The following is a 24827-nucleotide window of genomic DNA, read 5'->3' on the forward strand; positions in this document are numbered from 1 at the left end:
CGAGCACAGTCCACCCACATCCTCCTCGTAGGAAGTACCCAAATCCCCCACAGGAACGTAAAGCACCTCCTCACGCTTCGAGTTCCGCACCCTGAGACGAGTTGGAGCACGCATGCCCCAGCACGTGCCTTCGTCGCTGCGCGCCACGCACCCCGCGGCATCGCAGCACCCCTCGGCGCTCCCCCCACCTCCGCGCCGAATCGTTTTCCTCGCCCATCGTGACCTGGCCAACCCGGCCGCCGGGGGCTCCGAGCTCCTGGTCGACCGGCTCGCCGACGGCCTCACCCGTCTCGGCCACCAGGTCACCCTGCTGTGCGGCGGTCCCGCGTCGTACCGCGACTACCGGGTCGTCTCCGCGGGCGGCGAGCTCGGACACTTTCTGCGCGCCCGCTCCGCCTTCTCCCGTCAGGTCGGCGACTGCGATCTGCTGGTCGAGGTCTGCAACGGGATGCCGTACTTCGCGCCCGTCTGGCACCGCGGTCCCACGCTGTGCCTGGTCAACCACGTCCACACCGACCTGTGGAAGATGCGGTTCGGCGGCCCGATGGCCCCGGCCGCGCGGCTCGGCCGAAGACTCGAACACTGGGCGCTGACCGGTGCGCAGCACCGGAGTCTGCTGGTGGCCGTGTCGGCGTCGACCGCGCAGGCGCTCCGCGGGATCGGCGTGGAGCGTGATCGTATTCGTGTCGTCCACAACGGAGTCGAGGAGCCGGGGCCACGGGCCGACCGGTCGCCCGAGCCGTTGTTCGTCGCCGTCGGCCGGCTGGTCGAGTACAAACGGATCGATCTGCTGCTACGGCTGTGGGAGCGGGTGCGTCCCGTGACCGGCGGGCGGCTCGTCATCGTCGGGGACGGTCCCGAACGGGAGCGACTCCAGCAACTCGCCGGGCCCGGCGTGGAGTTCACGGGCCATGTCTCCGAGGCCGAGAAGCACCGGCTGCTGTGCGAGGCGTGGTTGTTGATGCATCCGTCGGCGGTGGAGGGATGGGGGCTGGTCGTGACCGAGGCCGCCACCCGGGAGACTCCGACCATCGCCTTCGACGTGCCTGGACTTCGGGATTCCGTCGTGGACGGGGAGACGGGGGTGCTGGCGCGCGGGGAGTCCTCCTTCGCCGCCGCCTGGTGCACGCTCGCCTTGTCCGGTGAGCGGCGGGAGTTGATGGGCAAGGCCGCTCGGGAGCATGCGGCTCGTTTTCGCTGGGAGCGGTCCGTGAGACAGTTCCGGGCCGTTGCCGCGGAGGCGGTGAGGGGCTGGGGGCCGTGATGCGGCTGCGGGTTCGTCGTGGCTGGTCGCGCCCACGCGGCGGTAGCCGCATATCAGATACAGTCCCGCGCCCCTTCAGGTCTCTCAAGGACCCTTCTTTTCGTAGATCCCTTGCCCTGTTTCGCGCCTTCCGCCACGAACAGGACGACCCCGCCGCCTGCTATGAACTGTTGGCTCGCGACTCCGTCAACCAGGTCGAGGCCTACGACGGGCCCGTCGCCGGCCGGACCGTCGTCGACGTCGGCGGCGGCAGCGGATGCTTCACCGAGGAGTTCCGGCGGCGCGGCGCCCACGCCTACCTCTTCGAACCCGACGTGGCGGAGCTCGGGGCGAAGCCGCCCGACGGGGCCGTGATCGCCGACGGGTATCTGCTGCCGTTGTACGACGGGGTCGCGGACGTCACCTTCTCCTCCAACGTCCTCGAACACGTCGCCGATCCGCAGACCTTCGTCAGTGAGCTGGTGCGGGTGACGCGGCCCGGCGGGCTGATCTATCTGTCGTTCACCAACTGGCTGTCCCCGTGGGGCGGTCACGAGTGGGCGCCCTGGCACTATCTGGGCGCCGAGCGGGCGCGGGCCCGCTATCGGCGCCGTACCGGCAGGGCCGCGAAGCACACCCTCGGCGAGAACCTGTTCGCCGTGCACATCGGCCCCACCCTGCGGCAGGTGCGCGCCCGTGACGACGTCAGGGTCGTCTCGGCGCGCTCCCGCTACTGGCCGTTCCTCGCCGAGACCGTGGTGAAGGCGCCCGGGATCCGCGAGGTGGCCACCTGGAACCTCCTCCTCATCCTCCGGCGGTGTCCACCATGACGACATCCACGGTCCAGGCCCCTCCCCCGGCCGCCGTCCCCTCCACCGCGCGCATGTCGGGCCCGCCGGAGGGCCCGCGGTCACGTCGGTGGCTGGCGGGGTTCTGGGCCGTGGTGTTCGTGCTGTTGCTGGCGGTGCACCCGGGGCGGCAGACCTTCGACACCAAGCTGGGTGTGACCGTCGACCCGGGGCGGTTCTTCGACGATCTCGGGCAGCTGTGGCAGGACCAGGGGTCCTTCGGCGGGATCTCCGACCAGTACACCGGCTATCTGTGGCCGATGCTGCCGTTCTACTGGCTGGCCCACGCCGTACGGCTGCCGGTGTGGCTGGCGGAGCGGCTGTGGCTGTCGCTGATCGTGTCGGTCGCCTTCTGGGGCGCGCTGCGGCTCGCGGAGCGGCTGCGGATCGGGAGCGGGGCGTCACGGCTGCTCGCCGCTCTCGCGTACGCGCTCTGGCCGGTCTTCACCATCGTCATCGGGTCGACGTCCGCCGCCGCGCTGCCCGGCGCGTTCCTGCCCTGGGTGCTGCTGCCGTTGACGGACGAGCGCTACAGCGCGCGGGTCGCCGCCGTGCGGTCGGTGCTGGTCATCCCCTTCATGGGCGGCGTGAACGCGGCCGCCACCCTGGCCTCCCTGCTGCCGGTCGGCTTGTATCTGCTCACCCGGCCCCCCGGGCCCCGGCAGAGAAAGCTGCTCGCCTGGTGGATACCCGGCGTGATCCTGGCGACCGCCTGGTGGTGGATCCCGCTGCTGCTGCTCGGCGTCTACGGGGAGAACTTCCTGCCGTACGTCGAGAGCGCGCAGACCACGACCGAGACCATGTCGGCGACGGAGGCGCTGCGCGGCGCCGGGAACTGGGTCGCCTATCTGCACTTCGGTGAGGCGTGGCTGCCGGCCGGGTGGACGGTAGCGTCGTCGGTGATCGTGATCGTGTGCTCGGCGCTGGCCGCCGGGCTCGGGCTCGCGGGCCTCGCGCGGCGGGACCTGCCGGAGCGGCGCTGGCTGACGCTGACGGTGATCGTGGCCGCGCTGATCCTGCTCGCCGGGTACGGCGGCGGGTTCGGGGCGCCCTTCCACGGGGTCGTGCAGGACTGGCTGAACGGGGGGCTCGCGCCCTTCCGGAACATCTACAAGTTCCAGACGGGGCTCGCGCTGGCCCTGGTGCTGGGGCTCGCCCATCTCGTCGGGGTCGCCGCCGAGACGCGCGGGGCGCGGCCGGTACGGGGGCGGCGGTTCGCCCCGCTGGTCGCCGCCGTGCTGATCCTGCCGGGGCTGATGTGGCCGTATCTCAACGGGTCGATCCTGAACCCGGGTTCCTTCCAGGAGATCCCCAAGTACTGGAAGTCGACGGCGGCTTGGCTGGAGAAGTACTCCCCCGACTCCCGTGCGCTGGTCGTCCCGGCGACCGCGCACGGCATCTACACCTGGGGCTCGACCATCGACCAGCCCCTCGACGTGGTCGCCAAGTCCCGCTGGGCGCAACGTGATTACGTCCCCTTCGGCACGGCCGGCAACCGGCGGGCCATGGACGCCGTGGAGGACGCCCTGACGAGTGGCGGCGAGGTCCCCGGGCTCGCCGACTTCCTGGCCCGCTCCGGCATCCGGTACGTCGTCGTCCGCAATGACCTCGACCCCGACCAGATCGGCTATGTGCCGACGACCGTCGTCAAGCGCACGCTGGAGCAGTCCGGGTACAAGCGGGTCATCGGCTACGGGCCGATCATGACCGGCGGCCGGATCGTGCACGACGCGCCGCTCGCGGTGGAGGGGCTGTACCCGAGGCAGCGGGCGGTGGAGATCTACATGCCGCCCGACGGGACGCAGAACCCCGGGCACGCCGGGCTGCTGCCCGTCGCCGACACCGCCGTCGTCTCCGGCGGCCCCGAGTCCCTGTTGCCGCTCGCCTCCGAGCTGCGCGGCCGGGCGACCGTCCTGACCGGCGACAACCACCCCGGGCTCGGCACGCCCCCGCTCCAGATCACCGGCGACGGACTGCGCCGCACGGACACCCGGTTCGGGCTGGTCAACTCCAACACGTCGTACACGTACACCAGTAACGAGCGCAACGCGCCGGACGCCTCCGAGGACGCCGGGGAGAAACCGCACCAGATCCTGCCGGCCAAGGGCCTCGACCACCAGACGGTCGCCCAGCTGCGCGGCGCGAGCTCGGTGACGGCGTCGTCATACGGCAACTGGCTGTTCCATCTCCCGCAGTTCGACCCCGTGGGCGCCTTCGACGGCAACCCCGACACCGCGTGGGTGGAGGGCTCGCTGGGCTCGGCGGACGGGCAGTGGCTGCGGATCGGGTTCTCGGACGACGCGTACGACATGCCGTCGTCGTTCAAGGTGACGCCGCTGCCGCAGGAGAGCGTGCGGGCGGCGCCGACCAAGGTGCGGGTGGAGACCGAGAACGGCTCGCGGACCAGTTTCCTGCGCCCCGACGGCATGACGCAGAGCGTCAAGGCGCCGACCGGGCAGACGAGTTGGATGAAGCTGACGATCCTCGACTCCGTCGAACGCCGCTCCGGGCTGCTGGGCGCGGGCTTCTCCGAGATCGCGCTGCCCGACGTCCAGGTGACCCGACTCCTCCGGCTGCCCACGGACGCCGAGGACACCGACGCGGGCGCGGACCTCATCTCCCTGCACCGGGCCGCCGACGGCACGGAGGCCGGCCTGCACCGCCGCTTCTCCACGGCCACGGCGGGGACGTACGCGGTGAAGGCGAGCGCGACCACCGTGCCGGGCCCGGAGCTCGACAAGCTGCTGTACGAGGTCGCCCCCGACCAGGACAACCGCATCGTCGCCACCGCCGACTCCACCGCCGCCCTCGGCACCGGCCTGTCGGCCCGCAATCTCACCGACGGCGACCTGACCACCGCCTGGATCGCCGGCGACCGCCCCACCATCCACCTCAGCTGGGACGGAAAACAGCCGGTCAGCGAACTGGTCCTGGCCCCCGCCGGAGGCCTCGCCACCCGCCCCACCCAGGTCGACATCAGCTCCCCCGACGGCTCGACGACCGCCGGGGTCGACGAGAACGGCTGGGTCCGCTTCCCGGCCATCACCACCGACCGCCTCGACATCACCATCACCGACACGGCCCCGGTCACCCTCTACAACCCGGTCGTCGACGAGAACCTCCGCCTCCCGGTCGGCCTCACCGAGGCCTACATCCCGTCCCTCGACCAGTACCGCACGCCCCAGCCCCGCGACACCCGCAAGCTCTCCCTGCCGTGCGGCGAGGGACCCGTGGTGTCGGTGGACGGCGAGCTGTACCGCACGAGCGTGAAGGGCACGGTGGCGGACCTGCGCGAGCGCCGCCCGGTGTCGGTGACGCTGTGTCAAGAAAACCGTGCCGACCCGGAGTTGGAGCTGTCCGCCGGTGCCCACCGGATCGAGGCCGGCGACGCCGGACCCCTGACCCTCACCGACCTGACCCTGACCCGCGGCACGGTCACCGAACCCACCCCGGCGGGCCGGGACCTGAAGATACGGGACTGGCTCGGCGACCGCCGCGAGGTCACGGTCGGCTCGGGCGCGGCCACCTATCTGACGACGTACGAGAACTACAACGACGGCTGGAAGGCCACGCTCGACGGCAAGGAACTGTCGTCGGTACGGCTCGACGGCTGGCAGCAGGGCTGGCGCATCCCGGCGGGGTCGGGCGGCACGGTCAAGCTGTCGTACGAACCGGCGGTGACCTACGACGGTGCCCTCATCGGCAGCGGTGTCGCGCTGCTGCTCCTGCTGGGCCTCGCCCTGTGGCGGCGGCACGACCCCAACCCCGACGAGCCGCAGCCGGTGGCGCCGCCGCCGGGGCTGTGGCTGGGGACGGTCGCGCTGACGGTGGTGGGCGTGGTGATCGCCGGCTGGTTCGCCCTGCTGGTCCCGGCGCTGGCGCTGCTGGCGTACCGGCGCCGTGCCTGGCTGGTCCCGATCGCGTTCGTGGCCCTCGCGGGGGCGGGGATCGCGGCGGCGACGGGTGCGGGTGAGCCGGTGGCGGCGGGCGAGGGGGCATTCAGCCGGGTCGCCCAACTCCTGGCGCTGATCGGCCTGTTCGCGGCGGTGGTGAGCGTGCGCGAACCGGACGACGAGTCGGAGGGGCCGACCCAGGTGCTGCCCAGCGTCGAGGGGGGAGAGAAGGCGTGAACGTGCGGACCATTCCGTTCCCGGTCGTGGACGAGGTCGCCCGGCACTGCCTCCAGGAGGAGGAACCGGAGACCGTCCACATCGAGGTCCACCTCCCGGGCCGCCTGGACCCCGCGGGCCTGCGCAAGGCCTTCCACGAGGCCCTGCTGCGCCACCCGCGCATCCTGATGCGGGAGGCGCGGGGGCGGTGGTACCGACGCCGCTACGAGTGGGAACTGACCGAGCGCCCGGACGTGGAGGTGGTGACGTTCCCGGCCCCGGGGAGGGACGCGCTGCGGGACGCGCGGACACGCGCGCTGACGACGGCTCCACCGCTGACGGATTCTCCGCCGGTGCGGTTGGAGGTGGTGGAGGGGGCGGGCCGCGTGGAGGGCAGCGAGGCGACGGACGCGGTGGGCGCCGCCGGCTCCCCCGCCGCACCTACCGACCCCGCCGCCCTGGCTGCCGACCCCACCCCCGCACCTGCCGGCTCCGCCGCCCTGGCTGCCGACCCCGCCCCCGCACCTGCCGACCCCCCTGCCCTAGCTGCGGGCAGTCGTGCCGCTGGGGCGGCACGGGTGGGCGCAGCGGCACCCCGCCAGCGCGGGCAAGCGAACCCCACCCCCGCCCAGCACAGCGGAACGGTCCTGTTCCTCACCGTCAACCACACCGCCCTGGACGGCCCAGCCTGCCTCCGCATCCTCGCCACCGCGGCCGAAATCTACGGCGGCAAGGACAACTCCCCCACCGCACCCCCCACCCGCACCCCCGAGCCCCAACCCGCTTCCCCAGACACCCCTTCCAACTGGTCGCCCCCCGCCCGAGTAGCCCCCGGCACCCCCGAACCCTCCCCCGGCAACGGCATGCTCGTCACCGAACTCCCCCTCCCCCACCGCCCCAAGGGCGCCCCCTACACCGTCAACGACCAGCTCATGGTCACCACGGCCCTGACGATCGCCCACTGGAACAGGGAACACGGCGCCCACCCCCGCCCCCTCCGCATCACGATGCCGGTGGACGACCGCCCCCGGGACCTCACCATGCCCATCGGCAACGGCACCCGCCTGGTCGAAGTCCCCTTCACGCCGACCGAGTTGACGACCACCGACATGCAGGGCCTCCTCACCCGCACAGCCACCCGCACCCGAGCCCTGAAGTCCCTCCCCCGCCCCCAACTCGGCCACGGCGCCACCCTCCTCACGGCCCCCGTGACTCCCGTGGCATGGCGCGCGGCACTCACCCGCGGCCTGCGCCGCGCCGCCGCCCCCTGGACGTCCACGACCCTCCTCAGCAACATCGGCCGTATCCCGTACCCCCTGGACTTCGGCGAGGAGGCGGGCCGCGCGCACGCGGTGTGGTTCTCGGCGCCGGCCAGGATGCCGCGCGGCCTGACCGTCACCACCGCGTCCACGGCCGGCCGGCTGCACCTCGCCCTGCGCTGGTCGCGGTCCCTGCTCAGCCACGGCGACGGCGCCCATCTGCGCGACCTGTTCGAGCACTACTTGCACACCACGGACGTGGAGCAGTCATGACCACCGCCCAGACCGACCGTGCCGCCGCCAGGCCCCGTGACCTGCGCGACTTCTACGAGGACCCCGCCGTCCCGGTCGCCTCCGGCACCCCGCGCAGCCTCCGCCAGGCCCGCATGCTGGCGACGGCACTCCGGACGCGTCCCGCGCAGACGATCCTGGACATCGGCTGCGGCGACGGAACCGCCGCGGCCACCGCCGCACCCCTCCTCCCCGGCCACCGCCTCGTCGGCGTCGACTGGTCCCAGGACGCCCTGCGCCGCGCCCGCACCCGGATCCCGTACGCCGTGCGCGGTGAACTCACCGGCGGGGGGCTGCCGTTCGGGACCGGCTCGGTCGATGCCGTGCTGTTCAGCGAGGTCGTCGAGCATCTCGTCGACCCGGACGCGGCGATGGACGAGATCCGGCGCGTGCTGCGCCCGGGCGGTCATCTCATGCTGTCCACCCCGAACTTGGCCGCCTGGTACAACCGCGCCCTGCTGCTCGCCGGGGTCCAGCCGGTCTTCTCCGAGGTCAGCCTGCGGGCGATCCACGGGCGTCCGGGACGCGAGGTCGTGGGGCATCTGCGGCTCTACACCGCCCGCGCGCTGCGGGAGTTCGTCGCCGCGGCCGGCTTCACCGTCGTACGACTGGAAGGGGCCCCTTTCCACGGCGTACCGCGTCCGCTGCGGCCGTTGGACCGGCTGGCGTGTCGCAGACCCTCGATCGCTTCGATCCTGTTGTTGCACGCGCGGAAGACCTAGGGGGCGTGGGCGATGTGGTGGGGAGTGGCGGCGGCCCTGTTGGCGAACACCCTGTACAGCATCGGTTTCGTCCTGGAGAAACGGGCGCTGACCTCGTTGCCCGAGGTGTCGATCCGGCAACCCGCCCGGCTGCTGCGGCTGGTGCTCGGCAGCCCGCTGTGGATCGGTGGGTCGCTCGCGCTGGCCGCCGGGTTCGGGGCGCAGCTCGTGGTCTACCGGACGCTGCCGATCGCCGCCGCGCAGGGCATCTTCGTCTCCGGTCTGGTGCTGCTGGTGCTGCTGTCGGCGCGGCTGCTGGGCGAGGAGACCACCGGGCGGGAGCGGTACGCGCTCGGCGCGATCCTCGGGGCGCTGCTGATGGTGGTGCTGTCGCTGGACGAGAGCGCGGACTCTGTAAGTCAGGCGGCGCCTTATCAGTTGATCCTGCTGGTGTGCGTGCCGTCGCTGGCGGCCGGGGTGTGGCTGTACGGGGCGGCTGAGCGCCGCTCCCGGCACCGGCACCGGATGCCGACGACCGGGGTCGAGTACGGCGTGGCGGTCGGCCTGCTCTACGGGGTGAGCTCGCTGGCCATCAAGGGGGTGTCGACGCGGCTGACCTCACATGGGCTCGGGACGGCGGTGGTTGACGTCCTGCGCTCTCCGTATCCCTATCTCCTGCTGTTCACCGGCGCGTTCGGGCTCGTCATGTCGCAGGCCGCGCTGCAGCGGTGCCGTGCCTCGCTGATCGTGCCGGTGTGCACGACGGTGACGTGTCTGTTCACGGCGGTGCTCGGCACGCTGTCGTTCGGCGAGACGCTGCCGCACGACCCGCTGCGGCTCGCGCTGCGCCTCGCGGGCACGGTCCTCGCCGTCGCCGTCCTGCTGTCCATGCCCCGGCACGACCAGCAACTCGCCCCTCAACCCCCCATCGGTGCCAAGGAGTTGACACCCCCATGAATCCCGACGACCCGCTGTTGCGGATACTGGCGTGCCCGCTCGACAAGGGCCCGCTCCACCTCGTCCTGCCGGACGGCCCGGCGGCACCGGACGAGGTCCTCTACAACCCGCGGCTGCGCCGCCGCTACCCGATCGTGGACGGCATCCCGCAGTTGCTGCCCGCGTCCGGGGAGCAGGTGTCCGACGACGAGCACGAGGACCTGCTCAAACGGATGGCCCGAACAGAAGGAACGACCGGGACGACAGGACCGGCGGGGGCGACAGGACCGGCGGGGGCGACCGGGACCACAGGCACCACGGAGACGCCGTCATGACGCTTGCCGCTAGGATCGCCCCGCTGCTGCCCGACCGGCTGGTCGCCGCCGTCGCCCGGGCGGTGTATCCGCGCTTCGAACCGGAGCTGGCCCGGCTGCCCGAGCTGTGCCCGGAGGGGTGCGGCACGGCCGTGGACGTCGGCGGCTGGTACGGTCCCTGGACGCGCCGCCTCGCGGGGCGGGCCCGCCGGGTGGTGACCGTGGAGCCGGTGCCGCGGCTGGCCCGGCTGCTCGCCGCCACCGCCCCGCCCAACGTGCGGGTCGTGCAGGCCGCCGCGGCCGAGCGCCCCGGCACCGCCCGGCTCTGGCTGCCCCCGGACGACACGGGTGCGCGCGGGGTGTCCTCGCTGGTCCGCCGGGACATCCACGACCGGGCACTGCCGGTCGGCTGTGTCACCCTCGACGAACTCGGCCTGAAGGACGTCGGGTTCATGAAGGTCGACGTCGACGGCAGCGAGCTGGCGGTGCTGCGCGGCGCGACCGGCATCCTGGCCCGCGACCGCCCGGCGCTCTTCGTCGAGCTGGAGTCCCGTATCCAGCCGATCGGCCCGGTGGTGACGTATCTGGCGCTGCTGGACTACGCGGGCTGGGTGCTGCCGGGCGACACCTGGGTGCCGCTGCGCTCCTTCCCGCTGGAGGCCCACCAGGAGGGCGCCGCGTACGTCGTCTCGCACGGGCTGCTGCGGCGCGTGCTGCCGTTCCGGGGGCCGCGGTACGTCAACTCGGTCCTGTTTCTGCCGGACGGCCGCCGTCCCGCCGGTCCCGTCGGCGACCATGGGACGCATGCCCTCCGCAAAGCCCCCCGCCGGCCCCGCCAGCCCCTTCGGCCCCGCTGACTTCCAGCTGGTCCTGCTGCGCCGCATGGCCGACCACAACCCGGACCTGGTCGAGGACGCCCGCCGGGAACTCGGCGCCTCGCTCGCCGAGATGCGTGAGGCCAACAAGCGTTGGCAGGCGATGCTGCACTCCCCGCGCGCACGTGCCGCCGCCTCCCGCTACCGCTCGGTCCTCGGCACCCCCGAGTCGGTCCTGACCCGCAAGGTCGGCGACATGGAGTGCGAGGCCTGGCTGTGGCCGCTGCCGCTCTGGCCCGACCTGCGCTTCGAGGTGCTGCTGGCACCGACCGGGTCGGCGGTGTGGAACGAGTGGCTGGTCCGGGCACCGGGGGCGCCCGGCCCGACCCTGCGCACCCTGGAGGACCTCACCCCCTGGTCGTGCACGGTCGACGAGGCCGCCCGCGCCTTCGCCCCGGCCCGCCCCCTGGAGGGAACCGCCCCGACGAGGTGGGGGCTGGCGTTCACGGCGCCGGACGCGGAGGGCGTACGACGGGAGTGCGCGGCGGAGTTCACCTGGGGGCTGTTGCAGCGGGTGGCGGTGCGCTGAGCACCGTACTGGCATGGTCACGCGCGACCCTCGTACGGACGTACTCGATCACTCCTACCCCATGTCCGGTCCCGAACGGGCGCGGGAAACGGACAATGCCGGACATGCGGCAGCCGTCGCTCCGCATCGTCCTACGGTCCGAAGGTGAGTTTTCAGCCGAGGCATCCCGTGGGAGACGACTGTTGGAGGTGGCGGGCGATGCGGTGGTGCACGGTGGAGGGCGCGGGACGGCCGAACTACGCATGGCGGCGCGCAAGTCGGAGTGCCAGGTCATGGAGGCGCGGCCGGGTCTGCCTGCGCAGACACTGACCGCGTCCTAACGGGGCACCCCCGCCGCCTCCAGCACCGCCTCCACCACCCGCGGCAGCGACTGCGGGTGCAGGACGAGGAAGAGGTTCGGCTCGACGAGCTCCAGCTCCATCACCACCGGCGCCCCGTCGTCCCCGTCCACCAGGTCCACGCGCGCGTACAGCAGCTCGGGAGCCTCCGGTACGGCCGCCAGCGCGCGCTCGGCGACGGCCAGCTCGGCCGGGGTCGCCGTCCACGGCTCCAGACCCGGGTGGGCGTCCTTGTCCGCGTCGAAGGCCGTGCCGGGCGCGAGGACGGCCCGCTTCCGGCTGGCGTGCAGCAGCCGCCCGCCGAAGAACTGCAGCGCCCGCTCCCCGCCGGCGTCGATGCCGCGCATGTACGGCTGGATCATCGCGGTGAACCCTTCCGCGTGCATGCGCTCGACATGCCGTACGGCCGTGTCGTGCTGCTCGGCCGTGTACCGCGCGGCATAGCGTGCCCCGGCCCCGGACGTCGGCTTCACGACGTACTCGTGATCGCCCGGCAGCTCGACGGCGTCACCGGGCGCGAGATACGAGGTGGGCACGGTCGGCACGCCGGCCGCGGCCAGCTCCCCCAGGTACCGCTTGTCGCTGCTCCAGCGCACGACGTCGGCGGGATTGGCGAGCCGGGTCACCTTGCCGACCCGCTCGGCCCACGCCGTGAACTCGGCGACCCGCCAGCTGTAGTCCCAGGTCGACCGGATGACGACGAGGTCGTAGCCGCCCCAGTCGACCTCCGGGTCGTCCCAGAACACGGCCTCCGCCTCGGCCCCGGCGGCCCGCAGCGCGTCGACCAGCACGGGCAGGTCACGGTCGCGGGAGGGCTCGGGCCGGGGGTCGTAGGTGGCGAGGGCGACTCGGGGCACGGGTGGGTCCCTTCGGGTGGGTGTACGCAGTCCCGGCAGGCTAACCGGAGGGCCCGCAACCGCGGCAACCCGTTTGACCTTCCCCCATGGTGAAGCCCCAGCATCGGGGACCGGAACCGGAAGGGGAGGTGGTGGCGCGTGCTGACGATCGGCGCCTTCGCGAAGGCGTGCCGGCTGTCGCCCAAGGCCCTGCGGCTGTACGACGAACTGGACCTGCTGCGCCCCGCCCGGGTCGACCCGGACACCGGGTACCGCTACTACGCGGCGGCCCAGCTGGAGCAGGCCCGGCTGGTGGCGTGGCTGCGGCGGATCGGGATGCCGCTGGCCCGCATCCGCGAGGTGTGCGCGCTCGCGCCGGACGCCGCCGCCGGGGAGATCCGCGCGTACTGGCAGCGGGTGGAGGCGGAGACGGCCCAGCGCCGCGACCTGGCCGCCTTCCTCATCGACCACCTCACGACAGACCGGCGGCCGGAAGAGCCCCCCATGCTGGAACTGCGCTACGCCGCCCACTCGGACACCGGCCGGGTCCGCCCGCACAACCAGGACACGGCGTACGCGGGCACCCGCCTGCTCGCCGTCGCGGACGGTTTCGGGCCGGGCGGCGCGCCGGTGAGCCGGGCGGCCGTGGAAGCGCTGAAGACGCTGGAGAGCCAGGAGATCCCGGCCGGTGACGTGCTCAGCCTCCTTCAGGAGACGGTGCACGGCGCGGGCGACGCGGACGAGAGCGACTCGGGGACCACCCTCACCGCCCTCCTCTGGACGGACTCCCGCCTCGCCCTGGTCCACATCGGCGACTCCCGCGCCTATCTCCTCCGTGACGGCGCCCTGTTCCGCATCACGCACGACCACACCCTCGTCCAGTCCCTGATCGACGAGGGCCGGCTGACCCCCGAGGAAGCCGCCTCGCACCCCCGGCGCACCCTGCTCCTCAAGGCCCTCGGCACCGCGGCCCCGGACCTCCGCCTCCATGACGCGGCCCCCGGCGACCGCTACCTCCTCTGCTCGGACGGCCTGTCGAACGTGGTCCCCGACGCCCGCATCCGCACCGCCCTCACCACCGCGGCCACGCCGGAAGCGGCCGTCCACACCCTGATCGGCGCGGCGAACGAGGCGGGCGGCCCGGACAACGTCAGCTGTGTGGTGGCGGACGTGGTGAGGACGGCGGCGTCCTGACGCCGGAAGTCGACCGTGAGCGTTTCTTCCGGCAGTTGATGGTGTACGGAGGGATCGTGGTGGTTGACCTGACGGACGAAGGAGTACGCCGCGTGTCCTCTCTCTTCCCGGCCCTGACCGGCGGCCGGCCCGACCGTCCCGCGCTGCGGTTCGGCGATCGTTCCCTGACGTACGGCGAGCTCGCCGCCGCCACCGGTGCCCTCGCCGGACGGATCGGCGGGGCGGCACGAGTGGCGGTGTGGGCGACGCCGACGCTGGAGACGGCGGTGGCGGTGGTGGCGGCACTGGAGGCCGGTGTGGCCGCCGTACCGCTCAACCCCAAGTCCGGGGAGAAGGAACTCGGGCACATCCTGTCCGACAGCGCACCGACGCTGGTACTGGCGGCCCCCGGCGACGAACTCCCGCCGCCCCTGCGTGACTTGGCGCGCGTGGACGTCGTGCCACAGACAACAGAGGGCGGCGCCTTCCTCGACACCGGCGGCGTGTCCGCCGAATCCCCCGCCCTCGTCGTCTACACCTCCGGCACCACCGGCCCGCCCAAGGGCGCCGTCATCCCGCGTCGGGCCGTCGCGTCGACCCTGGACGCGCTCGCCGACGCCTGGCAGTGGACCGGCGAGGACGTGCTCGTGCACGGGCTGCCGCTGTTCCATGTGCACGGTCTCGTGCTGGGCACCCTCGGCCCGCTGCGGCGCGGCGGTTCGGTGCGCCATCTGGGCCGGTTCTCGACGGAGGGCGTGGCGCGGGAGCTGAACGCCGGCGCGACCATGCTGTTCGGGGTGCCGACGATGTACCACCGCATCGCCCAAGCCCTCCCGGAGGACCCGGAGTTGGCGAAGGCGCTGGCCGGAGCCCGCCTCCTGGTCTCCGGCTCCGCCGCCCTCCCCGTCCACGACCACGAGCGCATCACGGCCGCGACGGGCCGCCGGGTGATCGAGCGGTACGGCATGACGGAGACGCTGATGAACACGAGCGTGCGCGCGGACGGGGAGCCGCGCGCGGGCACCGTCGGCGTGCCGCTGCCGGGCGTGGAGCTGCGGCTGGTGGAGGAGGACGGGACGCCGATCACGTCGTACGACGGCGAGACGGTGGGCGAGATCCAGGTGCGGGGAACGAACCTGTTCACCGAGTACCTCAACCGCCCCGACGCGACGGCCGCCGCCTTCACACCCGACGGCTGGTTCCGCACCGGCGACATGGCGGTGCGCGATCCCGACGGGTACGTCCGGATCGTCGGCCGCAAGGCCACCGACCTGATCAAGAGCGGGGGTTACAAGATCGGGGCGGGTGAGATCGAGAACGCGCTGCTGGAACACCCGGGCGTACGGGAGGCGGCCGTGACGGGTGAGCCGGACGCGGACCTGGGCGAGCGGATCGTAGCCTGGATCGTGCCGACCGACCCTCAATCGCCCCCGCAGGCAGACGAGTTGGCGGACCACGTCGCCGGCCGCCTGGCCCCGCACAAGCGCCCCCGGGTGGTCCACTACCTGGACGCCCTCCCCCGCAACGACATGGGAAAGATCATGAAGCGGGCTCTGCATGCCTGAACGCCTCTCCGCCCGCGAGACCGTCGCCCTGGTCACCGACGACTCCACCTTCACCGAACTCCCGCCTCCCGGCGGCGAGTTCCCGCCCGACGGGCCGCTCGCCTGGCAGGGCTACGACGCCACGCGCACCCGCGCCACCCAGCGCACCGGGGAGCAGGAGTCGGTGGTGTGCGGCCGGGGGCGGATCGACGGCACCCCTGCCGTGCTGATCGCCTTCGAGTTCGGCTTCCTCGGCGGCTCGCTCGGCGTCCGCACCGGTGACCGGCTGGAGGCGGCGTACGCGTACGCCCGCGAACACCGGCTGCCGGTCGTGCCGTTGGTGGCCACGGGCGGCAGCAGGATGCAGGAGGGCATGCTCGCGCTCACCCAACTCCAGCGGGTGGCACGCCAGTCGGCGCTCACCCGGGAGGCGGGCCTCGCGCAGATCGCCGTCCTGCGCGACCCGACCACCGGCGGCGGCTGGGCCACCCTCGGCGCCGGCGCGGACGTCACCCTCGCACTGTCCGGCGCCCAGGTCGGCTTCGCGGGGTCCCGGGTCCGTCCGGCGGACGCGGACCCGGCGGCGTACACGGCGGAGGCGCAGCTCGCGGCGGGGGCGGTGGACGCGGTCGTGCGCCCGGACGAGCTGCGCGAGGTGCTGGGGCGCTGGCTGCGGCTGCTGACGCGGCCGAGCGCCGACCCGGCCCCGGTGCCCGCCCCGCTCGGCGCACCGGACCTGCCCGCGACCGGCTGGGAGGCGGTGAGCCGAGCCCGTGCTGCTCAACGCCCGCGTGCAGCAGCCTACTTGGACGCCTATTTCACGCACCGCCTGCCGCTCTCCGGTGACCGCTGCGGCGGCACAGACCCCGGCATGCTCTGCGGATTCGGCGAGCGGGAGGGCCGTACGATCGCCTACGCGGCGCAGGACGGGACGGCGACCCGCCCGGCCGGCTACCGCACGGCGACCCGGCTGATCCGGCTGGCGGACCGGCTCGGCATCCCGGTGCTGACGCTGGTGGACACGCCAGGCGCCGCCAATGACGCGGAAGCCGAACGGCAGGGCGTCGGCGCGGCGATCGCGGACCTGTTCCTGACGGTCGCCGCCGCCCGCACCCCGGTCACCACGCTCCTCATCGGCGAGGGCGGCTCCGGCGGCGCACTGGCCCTGGCGTCCCCCGGCAACACCTGGGCCACACCGGACAGCTACTTCTCGGTGATCGCCCCGGAACTCGCCGCGGCGATCCTGAAGCGGCCGACGACGGAGGTCCGGGCGACTGCGGAACAACTCCGGCTCCGGCCGCAAGACTTGGCGGAACTGGGGGTGATCCGCGAGGACCGGTGACCCGGTATGCGCCCCCGGAAGCCCAGCGTGCCGAAACCGGGACAACGCGTGCCGTCGTCCCGGACAATGGGAACGGCTCGGTACAGCACACGACGGGGGCGTCATGGATGGCGTGATCGAGTTCAAGACCGGTGACGGTGCGGTGGTCGCCGTGGAGGCCGCCGACGACGGGGCGGGTTCGCGCCTGGTCTCGCGGGACGGGACCGTCCAGGCGGCCCGCACGTTCGAGGCCGCGCTCGACGGGGTCCGCTCGGCGGCCGAGGCGGCGCTCCGGGTGTTCCGCGAGGGCGCGCTCCAACCGGACGGTGTGGAGATCGAGTTCGGGGTGAAGCTGGCCGCCGAGACGGGCGCGATCATCGCGAAGGGGTCGGCCGAGGGCCATCTCGTGGTCAAGCTGACCTGGTCCCCCTCACGTTCATGACCGGAGCCGCGTGGCAGGCCCGCATCGAGTGCGCGGGCCAGATCGCCGGGGCGGGGTTCCTGGTGACCCACGACCGGGTGCTGACCTGCGCGCACGTGGTCCCGGAGGAGAACGGGGGCCGGGCCGCGGTCACCGTGTCCTTCCCGCAGCTCCCCGGCTCCGCGCCGGTCCCGGCCCGGGTGGTGGCGCGCGGCGCCTGGGGCGGGCACCCCAGCGACCTGGGCGATCTCGCCGTACTGGAGCTGGCGGCGGAGGTGTCGATCACGCCGGCCGCCCTCGCCCCGGCGGACAGCGCGCACGGCGACCGCAAGCTCATCGCGTACGGATTCCCGAGGGGCTACGACGAGGGCCAGCTCGCCGAGTACCGCACCACGGGGCCGGTCCGGGTCGGCGGTGAGTGGATCCAGTTGGAGGCGTGGAGCGGCCATGGGCAGCCGCTGGTCGCGGGGTTCAGCGGGGCGGCCGTGGTGCTCGTGGAGACCGGCGAGGTCGTCGGCATGGTCACGGCGGCGGCCGGCGCACGGGACATCCGCACCGGCCGGATGCTGCCGACCGACGTGTTCGCCCGCCACTGCGCCGAGTTGGAGGGCCTGGTCCCGCCGACGGGCCGCCCGCTCGCAGCCCGGCGCCGGCTGAGAAGGCTGGTGGAGAAGGCCGTACGGACCGGACTGGTCTGTGATCCGGTACGGCTGTACGCCGACGCGGCAGGCGACCTCGACCCCGATCCGCCGCGGGGCGGCTTCGACTCGCTGTGGTCGGCGGCCCTGTTCGTACAGGCCGAGTTGGACGACCCGGACACGGTGACCCGCTTCGCCGACCGGCTGGACGCCCTGCTGCACCCGCCCGCTCCCGTGCTGACCGGTACAGCTCCGGCCTGGGAGCCGATCCTCGTCGAGCTCCGGCACAGCGGCGCCGGCGAGGACCACGTCCAGGTGGAGGTGTCGGTGTACAGCGGGGAACGCCGGCATCCGGTCGCCTCCGACACCGTTCCGCTGGCGGGCCTGCACGGTTATCTCCAGGACCGGATCGACGCGGCGTTCAGTCATCTCACCCCGGGCGGCGACGAGTTGATCGCCTTCTCGCTCCCCCGGGACTGGCTGGACTGGCCGGTGGACCGCTGGGCGTGCGCGCCCGGCGACGCCCCGCTCGGTTGCGCCTACCCGGTCGTCGTCACCGACCACACCCGTCGCGGCCGCGGCACCCGGCACGTCCTGACCCGCTCCTGGAACCGGCTCGGCGCCAGCACCGGCCAGGTCCACCGCGTCACCTGCGACTCCCCGGAGAAGCCGGGCGAACTCCGTATCGCCCTGCGCCGGAACGGCACCTGCCTGACCGGCTTCGCCGCCGTCCCGGACGCCGCGCTCACCCGCGAGCACTTCAAGAACTCGCTCACCGCGCCCGCCCCGGTGATCGTCTGGTCCCGCCGCGGCTGCGGCGGCACGGGAACCGGGACCGACGGATGCCGTGACGCCTGCCCCGGCGCGGCGTTCCTCGACGCGCTCGACACCCACGTACGGCACATCCCGCCCGCCGAACTCCCGCGCCACGTCCTGGCATTGCGTGACGAGGCGGACTCCCGGGACGACCACTGGGCGCGGGACATCCAGCTGCTGTGGGACGACCCGCGCTGCTTCAAGGACCGGCACGAGGGCGCGGCCCATGTACACACCCCCGTAGCGTGAGGACTGCCGATGCCGAAGTCGAACTGGTCCGTCTACACCGGCGACAGCGAGCCGCACGACGGCATCACCGGCCTGCCCGCGCCGCCGCCGTGGCGGGCCTTCGACGGCGGCCCGGCGCTGCCGCCGCCCGCCGAGGACGACGACGAGGCGGCCGTCTCCCCGGACCGCGTGCACCGCGCCCGCACCTACGTGGCCACGCCCGAGAGCATCCAGCTCGTCAACGCGGCCCTGTGTCTGCGCCGCCCGCTGCTGGTCACGGGCCCGCCCGGCACCGGCAAGTCCTCGCTGGCCTACGCGGTGGCGCGCGAGCTGCGCCTCGGCCCGGTCCTGCGCTGGAACATCACCAGCCGCAGCACCCTCGCCGACGGCCTCTACCAGTACGACCCGCTCTCCCGCCTCTACGCGGCCCGCCCCGGCGGCGGCCCCCGCGCCCACGGCGGCGTCGAGGACCATCTGCGCCTGGGCCCCCTGGGCACGGCCCTGCTCCCCTACGCCCGTCCCCGCACCCTCCTGGTCGACGAGATGGACAAGAGCGACCTCGACCTGCCGAACGACCTGCTGAACGTCCTGGAGGAGGGCCAGTTCGAGATCCCCGAACTGGTCCGCGCGGCCCGCTACGCCCCCGACGCCACGGCCGAGGTCCTCGCGGACGGCACGGACACCCCGGTGACAGTGCACCGCGGCCGGGTCCGCTGCCGCGCGTTCCCCTTCGTCGTCCTCACCAGCAACGGCGAACGCGAGTTCCCGCCGGCCTTCCTGCGCCGCTGCGTCCGCCTGAAACTCCGCCGCCCGGGCCGCGAGCAGCTCACGGACATCGTCCGCGCCCATCTCGGCGCCCCGGACGACCGGATGCAGACCCTGATCAAGACGTTCCTGGACCGCGCGAACAGCGGCGAACTCGCCACGGACCAGCTCCTGAACGCGATCTACCTCACGGGCGTGGCGGGCCTGGACGCGGACTCCCGGGACGCGCTCGCCGAACAGCTGATGCCGTACCTGAGCGCGACGGCGGACGGCGATGGCTTCTGAGGAAGCCGGGGGACCACTGGCCCGGCTGACCCGCATCCTCGGCGAGGCATCGCCCGCCGAGGACGGGCCGACGACGCGCGAACTGGCCGAACTGCTGTGGTTGGCGCTGAGGTTGGGGCACGGAGAGGATCACGAGGTCGCCGACCGGACCATCACGGCCACTCCGGCGAGGAAGACCCCACAAGCACAGACGGACGCGCCCACGGAGCCGCCGCCGGCCCCTCTGCCGGAGTCCCCACGCTCCCCGGAGGCCGAAGACAACCGTGTCCCCCTACGGCTCCCACCCCCGCGATCCGCCCCGGCAAGCCGCCCCCTCCTCGCCCCCGCACCGCCGATGCTGCACCACCCGCTCTCCCTGCAACGGGCGTTGCGCCCCCTGAAACGGCGGGTCCCGTCCCCCCGCCGCAAGATCCTCGACGAGGCGTCCACCGCCGACCGCATCGCACGCCTGGGCGCACACGCGGACGTCTGGCTGCCGGTCCTCCGTCCCGCCCCGGACCGCTGGCTGCACCTGAACCTGGTGTACGACGCGGGCCCCACGATGCCGATCTGGCGTCCCTTGGTCCGCGAACTCCACACGATCCTGGCCCAGTCGGGCGTCTTCCGCACGGTCACCCTGCACCGGGCGACCCAGGACGGCCGCGCCCACGGAGTGCCGGTGGCGGCGGACGGCCGTACGGTCACGCTAGTCGTCAGCGACTGCATGGGCCCGCAGTGGCGACCCGGCCCGGCGGGCGACCGCTGGTACCGCACGCTGCGCCGCTGGGCGCACGGGATGCCGCTGGCGGTCGTACAGCCACTGCCCGAACTCCTCTGGCACACCACGGCGTTGCCCGCCACGCCGGGTCTGCTGACCGCCCCGTCCCCGGCGGCCCCTTCGTCGCTCCTCACCTTCATCCCGTACGCCCCCGACACCGCACCCCCACCGCCGAAGCCGAGCGCGCTGCCCCTGCCCGTTCTCGAACCGGGGCCGACTTGGCTCGCCAACTGGGCCTGCTTGGTGGCCGATCCGGGCGGAGGGCGGGTGCCGGGAGCGGCGGCGTGGCTGGGCGGAAGCCCGGCGGCACCGGCGGAGCCTTCATCCTCCGACATCGCGTCACTGCCACCCCGCGACCTGGTCCTGCACTTCCGCTCCACCGCGTCCCCGGAGGCGTTCCGCCTGGCGGGCCATCTGTCGCTGGCGGTGCCCTCTCTGCCGGTCATGCGGCTCGTACAGCGAGTGCTGGACCGTCAGCCTCGCCCGCAGCATCTGGCCGAGGTGATCCTCAGCGGCATGCTGACGACTGTTCCGGGGCCGCCGGGGTCGTACGAGTTCCGGCCGGGAGTGCGGGACCTGTTGCAGCGGACCCTGCCTCGCACGGCTCGTGGCCGGACGCGTGAATTCCTCGCGCGGGTGGGCGGGTTGATCGACGAACGGGCCGGGCTGGCGGCGGGCGAGTTCCGGGCGGAGGCCGGGGACGGGGGGTCGGCGTTCGCGACGGTCAGTGAGGAGACAGTGCGGCGGCTGGGGGTGGGGCCGAGGAGGAGGGGGTGGTGTTCGGGGGGCGGTATCGGGTGGTCGGGGTGCGAGGGGCGCAGGCGTGGGAGGCGGTGGATGTGCGGGACGGGAAGGGGGTGGTCGTCTCTGAGTACGCCGAGCAACCGCCGGGGGCAGAGATCTTCCTCGCGCAGGCGGAAACCTTGGCCGGCCTACGGCATCCGAATGTGGTTCCGGTCGTGGACTACGGGGTGGAGGGCACCCGGCCCTATCTCGTGACCGAGTCGGTGAACGGGGTGACGGTTGCCGAGTTGGAGAGGGGCAGCGGGCCCGGGGTGTCCACAGGCGTGCTCGAGCGGGTACGACAGGGGGTGGCATCCGGGCTGGCGGCGCTGCGCGAGCACAACCTGGTGCGGGGCGAGCAGAGCTGGGGCGGGGTGTTGATGCGGCCTGACGGTACGGCCGTGATCAGCCGGTTCACCCTGGGCGAGCAGTCGGTGCGACACAGCGCGCAGAACGACTCGCACGCGTTCCACGTCCTTCTGGACGACTTGGCCGCCCGCCGCAGCCCATACTCCGAGCCCCTGCGCGTCGGCATGCTCGGCCCGCTGCGCCTCAACCGTGGCCCGATCCGGTCCCCGGAGGCGCAGGCCATGCTGTGCATGCTGCTCCTCGAACGGGGCCGTCGCATGAGCAGCGCCGAACTCGCGCGAGGCATCTGGGACGAGCCGCCGCAGAACGCCTCGGAGACCCTCCGCAACCTCGCCCGAGAGCTGCGCAATCGCCTCGGCCCCGGCACCCTCGCCGAACTCCCGGACGGCTACGCGCTGCACCCGGCGGACGTCACGGTCGACGTTCTCGTCTGCGAGGACGTCCTGGCCGCCAACCTCTCGCAGCCCGACGCCCAACGCGCCTTGCCCCCCTGGTACGGCGAACCGCTCGCCGATGTTCCCGGCCCCGCCGCCCGGGCCACTCGCGCCCGCATCGAGCAGCTGCACCACGCCCTCCTGGACTACACCGCCCCGCTCGACGTCACGTTCGAGATCCTGGGCGCCGACGACCCCCACGCCCACGCAGCCCTCGGCCAGACGGTGAACGGCCTGCTGGCTCGCGGCAGCCTCCAGCCCCATGACTACGGGATCATGGACCGGGACAACGGGTACGTGATCCATACCGAGCCCGACGTCTATCTGCTCCCCCTTCTGGTCGCCGTACTGCGCGGCCTGCCCGAGGAGATCGACGCGCTGCCCGACGCCCCGCGGGTCAGGGTGACGTTCTGGAAGGCCCTTACCCCCGCGCCCCCGGACGCACTGGAACTCCTGGAGCAACAGGACGCGGGCGTCACCGTCGTGATCCCGCCCCGCCTGTACGCGGAGTACGCCGCCAGCTCCGCCGCCCCGGACGCGGGCCGCTTCGAACCGCTGTGGAGGGGCACGGATCCCGAACCCGTCGCCTGGTACTGCCCCCTGCACCTCCCCTCGGCGGAGCCGGAGGACGACCCCCGCGACCTGGTGCGCGGCCCCTTCACCACCTGGGTCGCCCACGAACTCGTCCGGGACCCGGCCCGTACCGCCCTCGTCTTCGCCCCCTCCGACGGCCCTCTTACCCTCACCCCTCCCGCCACCACCACCAGGTACTACGAGGTCGACCTCACCATCCACCGGGCCACCCACCAGGTCACCCTCCCCAGCTCCGGCCGCCGTGGCTTCCCCGCCGAGATCGACCTGTCCTGGCATGTCGCCGACCCGATGGCCTTCCTCCTCAGCGAGATCAGCAACGTCTCCGAGGTCCTCCTCGACCACGTTCTCAAGGAAGCCAGCCGCGTCACTCGTCGGCGCCGCCCCGCCCCGAGCCAACAGTCCCTGCACGCCGTCCTGCGCGAGTGGCCCGTACCCGGACTCTCCGTCAGCTGCTCGGTACGGCTGCTCCGGGTACCGGAATCCGCGCCCGCCACCCCGCAGACCCGCCGCCCCCCATCCGACGACCCCCTCGCCGCACGCCTCCGCGCCACCGAGGCCGTCCTGATCGGCCTCGACGGCCCCCTCACCCGCCTGTTCACGACGAAGTCCGCCCGCGCCTCCGCCCTGGAGCTGATCTCACTGGCGGTCGAGAACCGTGACCCCGAGGAGGCGCTGCAAGGGCACCCCCTCCCCTCCGCCCTCAACACTCCCGCACACCCCTTGGAGGTGCTGCGCGCCTTCGCGACCACCTCGGTCGGCCCGACGCTGCGCAGGCGGCTCGACGACCTCGAACTGCGCGCCGTCCCCCAAACACACCCCACCCCCGACGCCCACGCCCTCATCCGCGCCCTGACCGAGTCCGGCCACCGGGTGGAGGTGGTGACGGACGTCTGCGAGCAGGCCGCCCAGCGCGTGGTGTCCCACCACGGCCTCCCCCTGACCGGCGTCCACGGCCGCAGCGAAGACCTCACCCTGCTGATGCCGAACCCCGACTGTCTGCTCCGCGCCCTCGCCCGCACCGCCACCGACGCAGGCCTGCTGATCAGCTCCTCCATCGCGGAGCTGTACGCCGCCTCCCGCCTCGGCCTGCCCTTCATCGCCTTCGCCGACATCCCCGCCACGGCCCGGCGCCTCCTGGAGACGGGACACGCGAGGCCCCTCGCCTCCCTGGAGCCCCTCCTCGACGCCGCCCGCGCCCTGTGACCCGCCGTCAGAATCCTTACGCGACGCTTACATGGGGTATAAGCCGCAAAACCCCCCATTCAGCCGCGCCCCACACAGCCCCCTCCAACAGGCGTCCCACCCCCCGCCCCCACACGATGCCAGTGAGGCCCGCCGCCCGGCGCGGCCCCCCGGTCTGTGCTCTCGGGAGGACCTGCCATGACCGCCAGTCTGGAGCAGCTGCGCCGCTGCCACTTCGCCGTCGACCTGGGCGCGGCGAGGACGCGGGTGTACGTGAAGGGCGCCGGGCTCGTCGTCGACCAGCCGTCCGTCGCCGCCGTCAACACCCGCACCGGCGCGCTGATCGCGGTCGGCGACTTCGCGGAGAAGATGACGGGCCGTACCCCCGACTACATCCGGGTCGTGCGGCCCGTCTCCGGCGGCACGGTCGTCGACATCGAGATGGCGCAGCGCATGCTGCGGCACCTGCTCGGCGACAAGGTCCGCCGCTCGCTGCGCCGCAAGCCGATCCTGCGCGCCGCCGCCTGCACCCCGCACGACGCGGACCCGCTCGCCCAGCGCGCCGCCATCGAGACCCTGGTCGGCCTCGGCGCCCGCCGCGTGGAGCTGGTGGACACCCTCATCGCCGCGGCCGTGGGCTGCGGGCTGCCCGTGGAGCGGCCCGAGGCGACCATGGTGCTGGTCTGCGGCGCGGCCGCCACCCAGGTCGCCGTGCTCTCCCTCGGCTCGATCGTGAACGCCGTCCGCATCCCGGTCGGCGGCGAGGCCGTGGACCACGCGATCGTGCAGCACCTGCGCCACCAGCACGAGCTGATGCTGCCGAGCCAGTCCGTACGACCGCTGCAGCTCGCCCTGTCCGGCAACGGCCTCACCGCGTCCGGCCCCGCCTCCACCGAGATCCACGGCCGTGACGTCGCCACCGGTCTCGCCCGCTCCGTGCAGGTCGACACCGCCGCCGTCCGCGACGCGATCCAGACCCCGCTCACCGCCGTCCTCGACGGCATCGGCAAGGTGCTGCGGGACTGCCCGCCGGACCTCGTGGCCGACCTCGCCGACCGCGGCATCATGATGGTCGGCGGCAGCGCCCTGCTCCCCGGCTTCGACCAGATGCTGCGCCAGGCGACCGGCATGCCGGTGCACATCGCCGAGCGGCCGGAAGTGTGCGCGGTCGAAGGTCTGGGCGCGATGCTGGAAGGCCGTATCGAGCCGCTGGCGCTGGACCCGATCACCGACTGAGG

Annotated in this window: 19 protein-coding genes; 18 read left to right on the plus strand and 1 reads right to left on the minus strand. The window is 73.2% G+C overall.

Annotated elements, in window-relative coordinates; all coding sequences use genetic code 11:
- Positions 1 to 112 precede the first annotated feature (112 nt).
- Genes CRP56_RS13530 through CRP56_RS13580 form a run of 9 tightly spaced genes read left to right on the plus strand, consistent with a single transcriptional unit; the run spans position 113 to position 11105 of the window.
- Complete coding sequence (locus CRP56_RS13530) at positions 113 to 1264, plus strand: glycosyltransferase family 4 protein (protein ID WP_097263733.1); 1152 nt, start codon at positions 113 to 115, stop codon at positions 1262 to 1264.
- On the plus strand, positions 1264 to 2073 hold the full coding sequence (locus CRP56_RS13535) for a class I SAM-dependent methyltransferase (protein ID WP_097263734.1): 810 nt from the start codon (positions 1264 to 1266) through the stop codon (positions 2071 to 2073). Before CRP56_RS13530 ends, CRP56_RS13535 begins: the two co-directional genes overlap by 1 nt.
- Positions 2070 to 6221 (plus strand): alpha-(1->3)-arabinofuranosyltransferase domain-containing protein, encoded by a 4152-nt coding sequence (locus CRP56_RS13540; protein ID WP_097263736.1) that lies wholly within the window; start codon positions 2070 to 2072, stop codon positions 6219 to 6221. The genes CRP56_RS13535 and CRP56_RS13540 overlap by 4 nt, the downstream gene beginning before the upstream one ends.
- On the plus strand, positions 6218 to 7732 hold the full coding sequence (locus CRP56_RS47565; protein ID WP_179851010.1) for a condensation protein: 1515 nt from the start codon (positions 6218 to 6220) through the stop codon (positions 7730 to 7732). Before CRP56_RS13540 ends, CRP56_RS47565 begins: the two co-directional genes overlap by 4 nt.
- Entirely contained in the window at positions 7729 to 8472 is a 744-nt protein-coding gene (locus CRP56_RS13560; RefSeq protein WP_097263737.1) for a class I SAM-dependent methyltransferase, read from the plus strand. The genes CRP56_RS47565 and CRP56_RS13560 overlap by 4 nt, the downstream gene beginning before the upstream one ends.
- Before the next feature lie 24 nt (positions 8473 to 8496).
- A complete protein-coding gene (locus CRP56_RS13565; protein ID WP_097263739.1) occupies positions 8497 to 9408 on the plus strand; it encodes a hypothetical protein in 912 nt (303 codons plus the stop codon).
- Entirely contained in the window at positions 9405 to 9722 is a 318-nt protein-coding gene (locus tag CRP56_RS13570) for a Trm112 family protein (RefSeq protein ID WP_373559643.1), read from the plus strand. The genes CRP56_RS13565 and CRP56_RS13570 overlap by 4 nt, the downstream gene beginning before the upstream one ends.
- The gene (locus CRP56_RS13575) at positions 9719 to 10558 is read left to right on the plus strand and encodes an FkbM family methyltransferase (protein WP_097263740.1); all 840 of its coding nucleotides are present in this window, start codon (positions 9719 to 9721) and stop codon (positions 10556 to 10558) included. The genes CRP56_RS13570 and CRP56_RS13575 overlap by 4 nt, the downstream gene beginning before the upstream one ends.
- On the plus strand, positions 10497 to 11105 hold the full coding sequence (locus CRP56_RS13580; protein WP_097263741.1) for a hypothetical protein: 609 nt from the start codon (positions 10497 to 10499) through the stop codon (positions 11103 to 11105). Before CRP56_RS13575 ends, CRP56_RS13580 begins: the two co-directional genes overlap by 62 nt.
- 316 nt (positions 11106 to 11421) lie before the next feature.
- On the opposite strand, the gene CRP56_RS13590 is transcribed toward CRP56_RS13580, so the two are convergent.
- Positions 11422 to 12300, minus strand: coding sequence for an ATP-grasp domain-containing protein (locus CRP56_RS13590; RefSeq protein ID WP_097263746.1), 879 nt, complete (start codon positions 12298 to 12300; stop codon positions 11422 to 11424).
- Positions 12301 to 12438: 138 nt separating this feature from the next.
- Between CRP56_RS13590 and CRP56_RS13595 the strand changes: the two genes are divergently transcribed.
- The 9 genes from CRP56_RS13595 to CRP56_RS13635 all read left to right on the plus strand — a co-directional run bounded on the left by CRP56_RS13595 (position 12439) and on the right by CRP56_RS13635 (position 24825).
- On the plus strand, positions 12439 to 13473 hold the full coding sequence (locus CRP56_RS13595; protein WP_097263747.1) for a MerR family transcriptional regulator: 1035 nt from the start codon (positions 12439 to 12441) through the stop codon (positions 13471 to 13473).
- Positions 13474 to 13565: 92 nt separating this feature from the next.
- Entirely contained in the window at positions 13566 to 15017 is a 1452-nt protein-coding gene (locus CRP56_RS13600; protein ID WP_097263748.1) for an acyl-CoA synthetase, read from the plus strand.
- Entirely contained in the window at positions 15010 to 16338 is a 1329-nt protein-coding gene (locus CRP56_RS13605; RefSeq protein WP_097263750.1) for a carboxyl transferase domain-containing protein, read from the plus strand. The genes CRP56_RS13600 and CRP56_RS13605 overlap by 8 nt, the downstream gene beginning before the upstream one ends.
- Positions 16339 to 16441: 103 nt before the next feature.
- On the plus strand, positions 16442 to 16759 hold the full coding sequence (locus tag CRP56_RS13610) for a CU044_2847 family protein (protein WP_097263751.1): 318 nt from the start codon (positions 16442 to 16444) through the stop codon (positions 16757 to 16759).
- The gene (locus CRP56_RS13615; protein WP_097263753.1) at positions 16756 to 18441 is read left to right on the plus strand and encodes a VMAP-C domain-containing protein; all 1686 of its coding nucleotides are present in this window, start codon (positions 16756 to 16758) and stop codon (positions 18439 to 18441) included. The genes CRP56_RS13610 and CRP56_RS13615 overlap by 4 nt, the downstream gene beginning before the upstream one ends.
- A 9-nt stretch (positions 18442 to 18450) precedes the next feature.
- On the plus strand, positions 18451 to 19470 hold the full coding sequence (locus tag CRP56_RS13620) for an AAA family ATPase (RefSeq protein ID WP_097263755.1): 1020 nt from the start codon (positions 18451 to 18453) through the stop codon (positions 19468 to 19470).
- Positions 19460 to 21226 carry an SAV_2336 N-terminal domain-related protein gene (locus CRP56_RS13625; RefSeq protein ID WP_179851011.1) on the plus strand — a complete coding sequence of 589 codons (1767 nt, stop codon included), beginning with the start codon at positions 19460 to 19462 and terminating at the stop codon, positions 21224 to 21226. Before CRP56_RS13620 ends, CRP56_RS13625 begins: the two co-directional genes overlap by 11 nt.
- The gene (locus CRP56_RS13630; RefSeq protein ID WP_097263756.1) at positions 21187 to 23610 is read left to right on the plus strand and encodes a hypothetical protein; all 2424 of its coding nucleotides are present in this window, start codon (positions 21187 to 21189) and stop codon (positions 23608 to 23610) included. The genes CRP56_RS13625 and CRP56_RS13630 overlap by 40 nt, the downstream gene beginning before the upstream one ends.
- 177 nt (positions 23611 to 23787) lie before the next feature.
- Positions 23788 to 24825 carry a rod shape-determining protein gene (locus CRP56_RS13635; protein ID WP_097263758.1) on the plus strand — a complete coding sequence of 346 codons (1038 nt, stop codon included), beginning with the start codon at positions 23788 to 23790 and terminating at the stop codon, positions 24823 to 24825.
- Positions 24826 to 24827 lie beyond the last annotated feature (2 nt).

Source organism: Streptomyces sp. TLI_55 (assembly GCF_900206255.1).
GTDB lineage: Bacteria > Actinomycetota > Actinomycetes > Streptomycetales > Streptomycetaceae > Streptomyces > Streptomyces aquilus.

Excerpts from the sequence above, each read along its gene's own strand:
- CRP56_RS13540 (WP_097263736.1), top strand. The coding sequence starts at position 2,070 with ATGACGACATCCACGGTCCAGGCCCCTCCCCCGGCCGCCGTCCCCTCC.
- CRP56_RS13620 (WP_097263755.1), top strand. The coding sequence starts at position 18,451 with ATGCCGAAGTCGAACTGGTCCGTCTACACCGGCGACAGCGAGCCGCAC.
- CRP56_RS13615 (WP_097263753.1), top strand. The coding sequence starts at position 16,756 with ATGACCGGAGCCGCGTGGCAGGCCCGCATCGAGTGCGCGGGCCAGATC.
- CRP56_RS13535 (WP_097263734.1), top strand. The coding sequence starts at position 1,264 with ATGCGGCTGCGGGTTCGTCGTGGCTGGTCGCGCCCACGCGGCGGTAGC.
- CRP56_RS13605 (WP_097263750.1), top strand. The coding sequence starts at position 15,010 with ATGCCTGAACGCCTCTCCGCCCGCGAGACCGTCGCCCTGGTCACCGAC.
- CRP56_RS13530 (WP_097263733.1), top strand. The coding sequence starts at position 113 with ATGCCCCAGCACGTGCCTTCGTCGCTGCGCGCCACGCACCCCGCGGCA.
- CRP56_RS13610 (WP_097263751.1), top strand. The coding sequence starts at position 16,442 with ATGGATGGCGTGATCGAGTTCAAGACCGGTGACGGTGCGGTGGTCGCC.
- CRP56_RS13635 (WP_097263758.1), top strand. The coding sequence starts at position 23,788 with ATGACCGCCAGTCTGGAGCAGCTGCGCCGCTGCCACTTCGCCGTCGAC.
- CRP56_RS13570 (WP_373559643.1), top strand. The coding sequence starts at position 9,405 with ATGAATCCCGACGACCCGCTGTTGCGGATACTGGCGTGCCCGCTCGAC.
- CRP56_RS13625 (WP_179851011.1), top strand. The coding sequence starts at position 19,460 with ATGGCTTCTGAGGAAGCCGGGGGACCACTGGCCCGGCTGACCCGCATC.
- CRP56_RS13575 (WP_097263740.1), top strand. The coding sequence starts at position 9,719 with ATGACGCTTGCCGCTAGGATCGCCCCGCTGCTGCCCGACCGGCTGGTC.
- CRP56_RS13560 (WP_097263737.1), top strand. The coding sequence starts at position 7,729 with ATGACCACCGCCCAGACCGACCGTGCCGCCGCCAGGCCCCGTGACCTG.
- CRP56_RS13580 (WP_097263741.1), top strand. The coding sequence starts at position 10,497 with ATGGGACGCATGCCCTCCGCAAAGCCCCCCGCCGGCCCCGCCAGCCCC.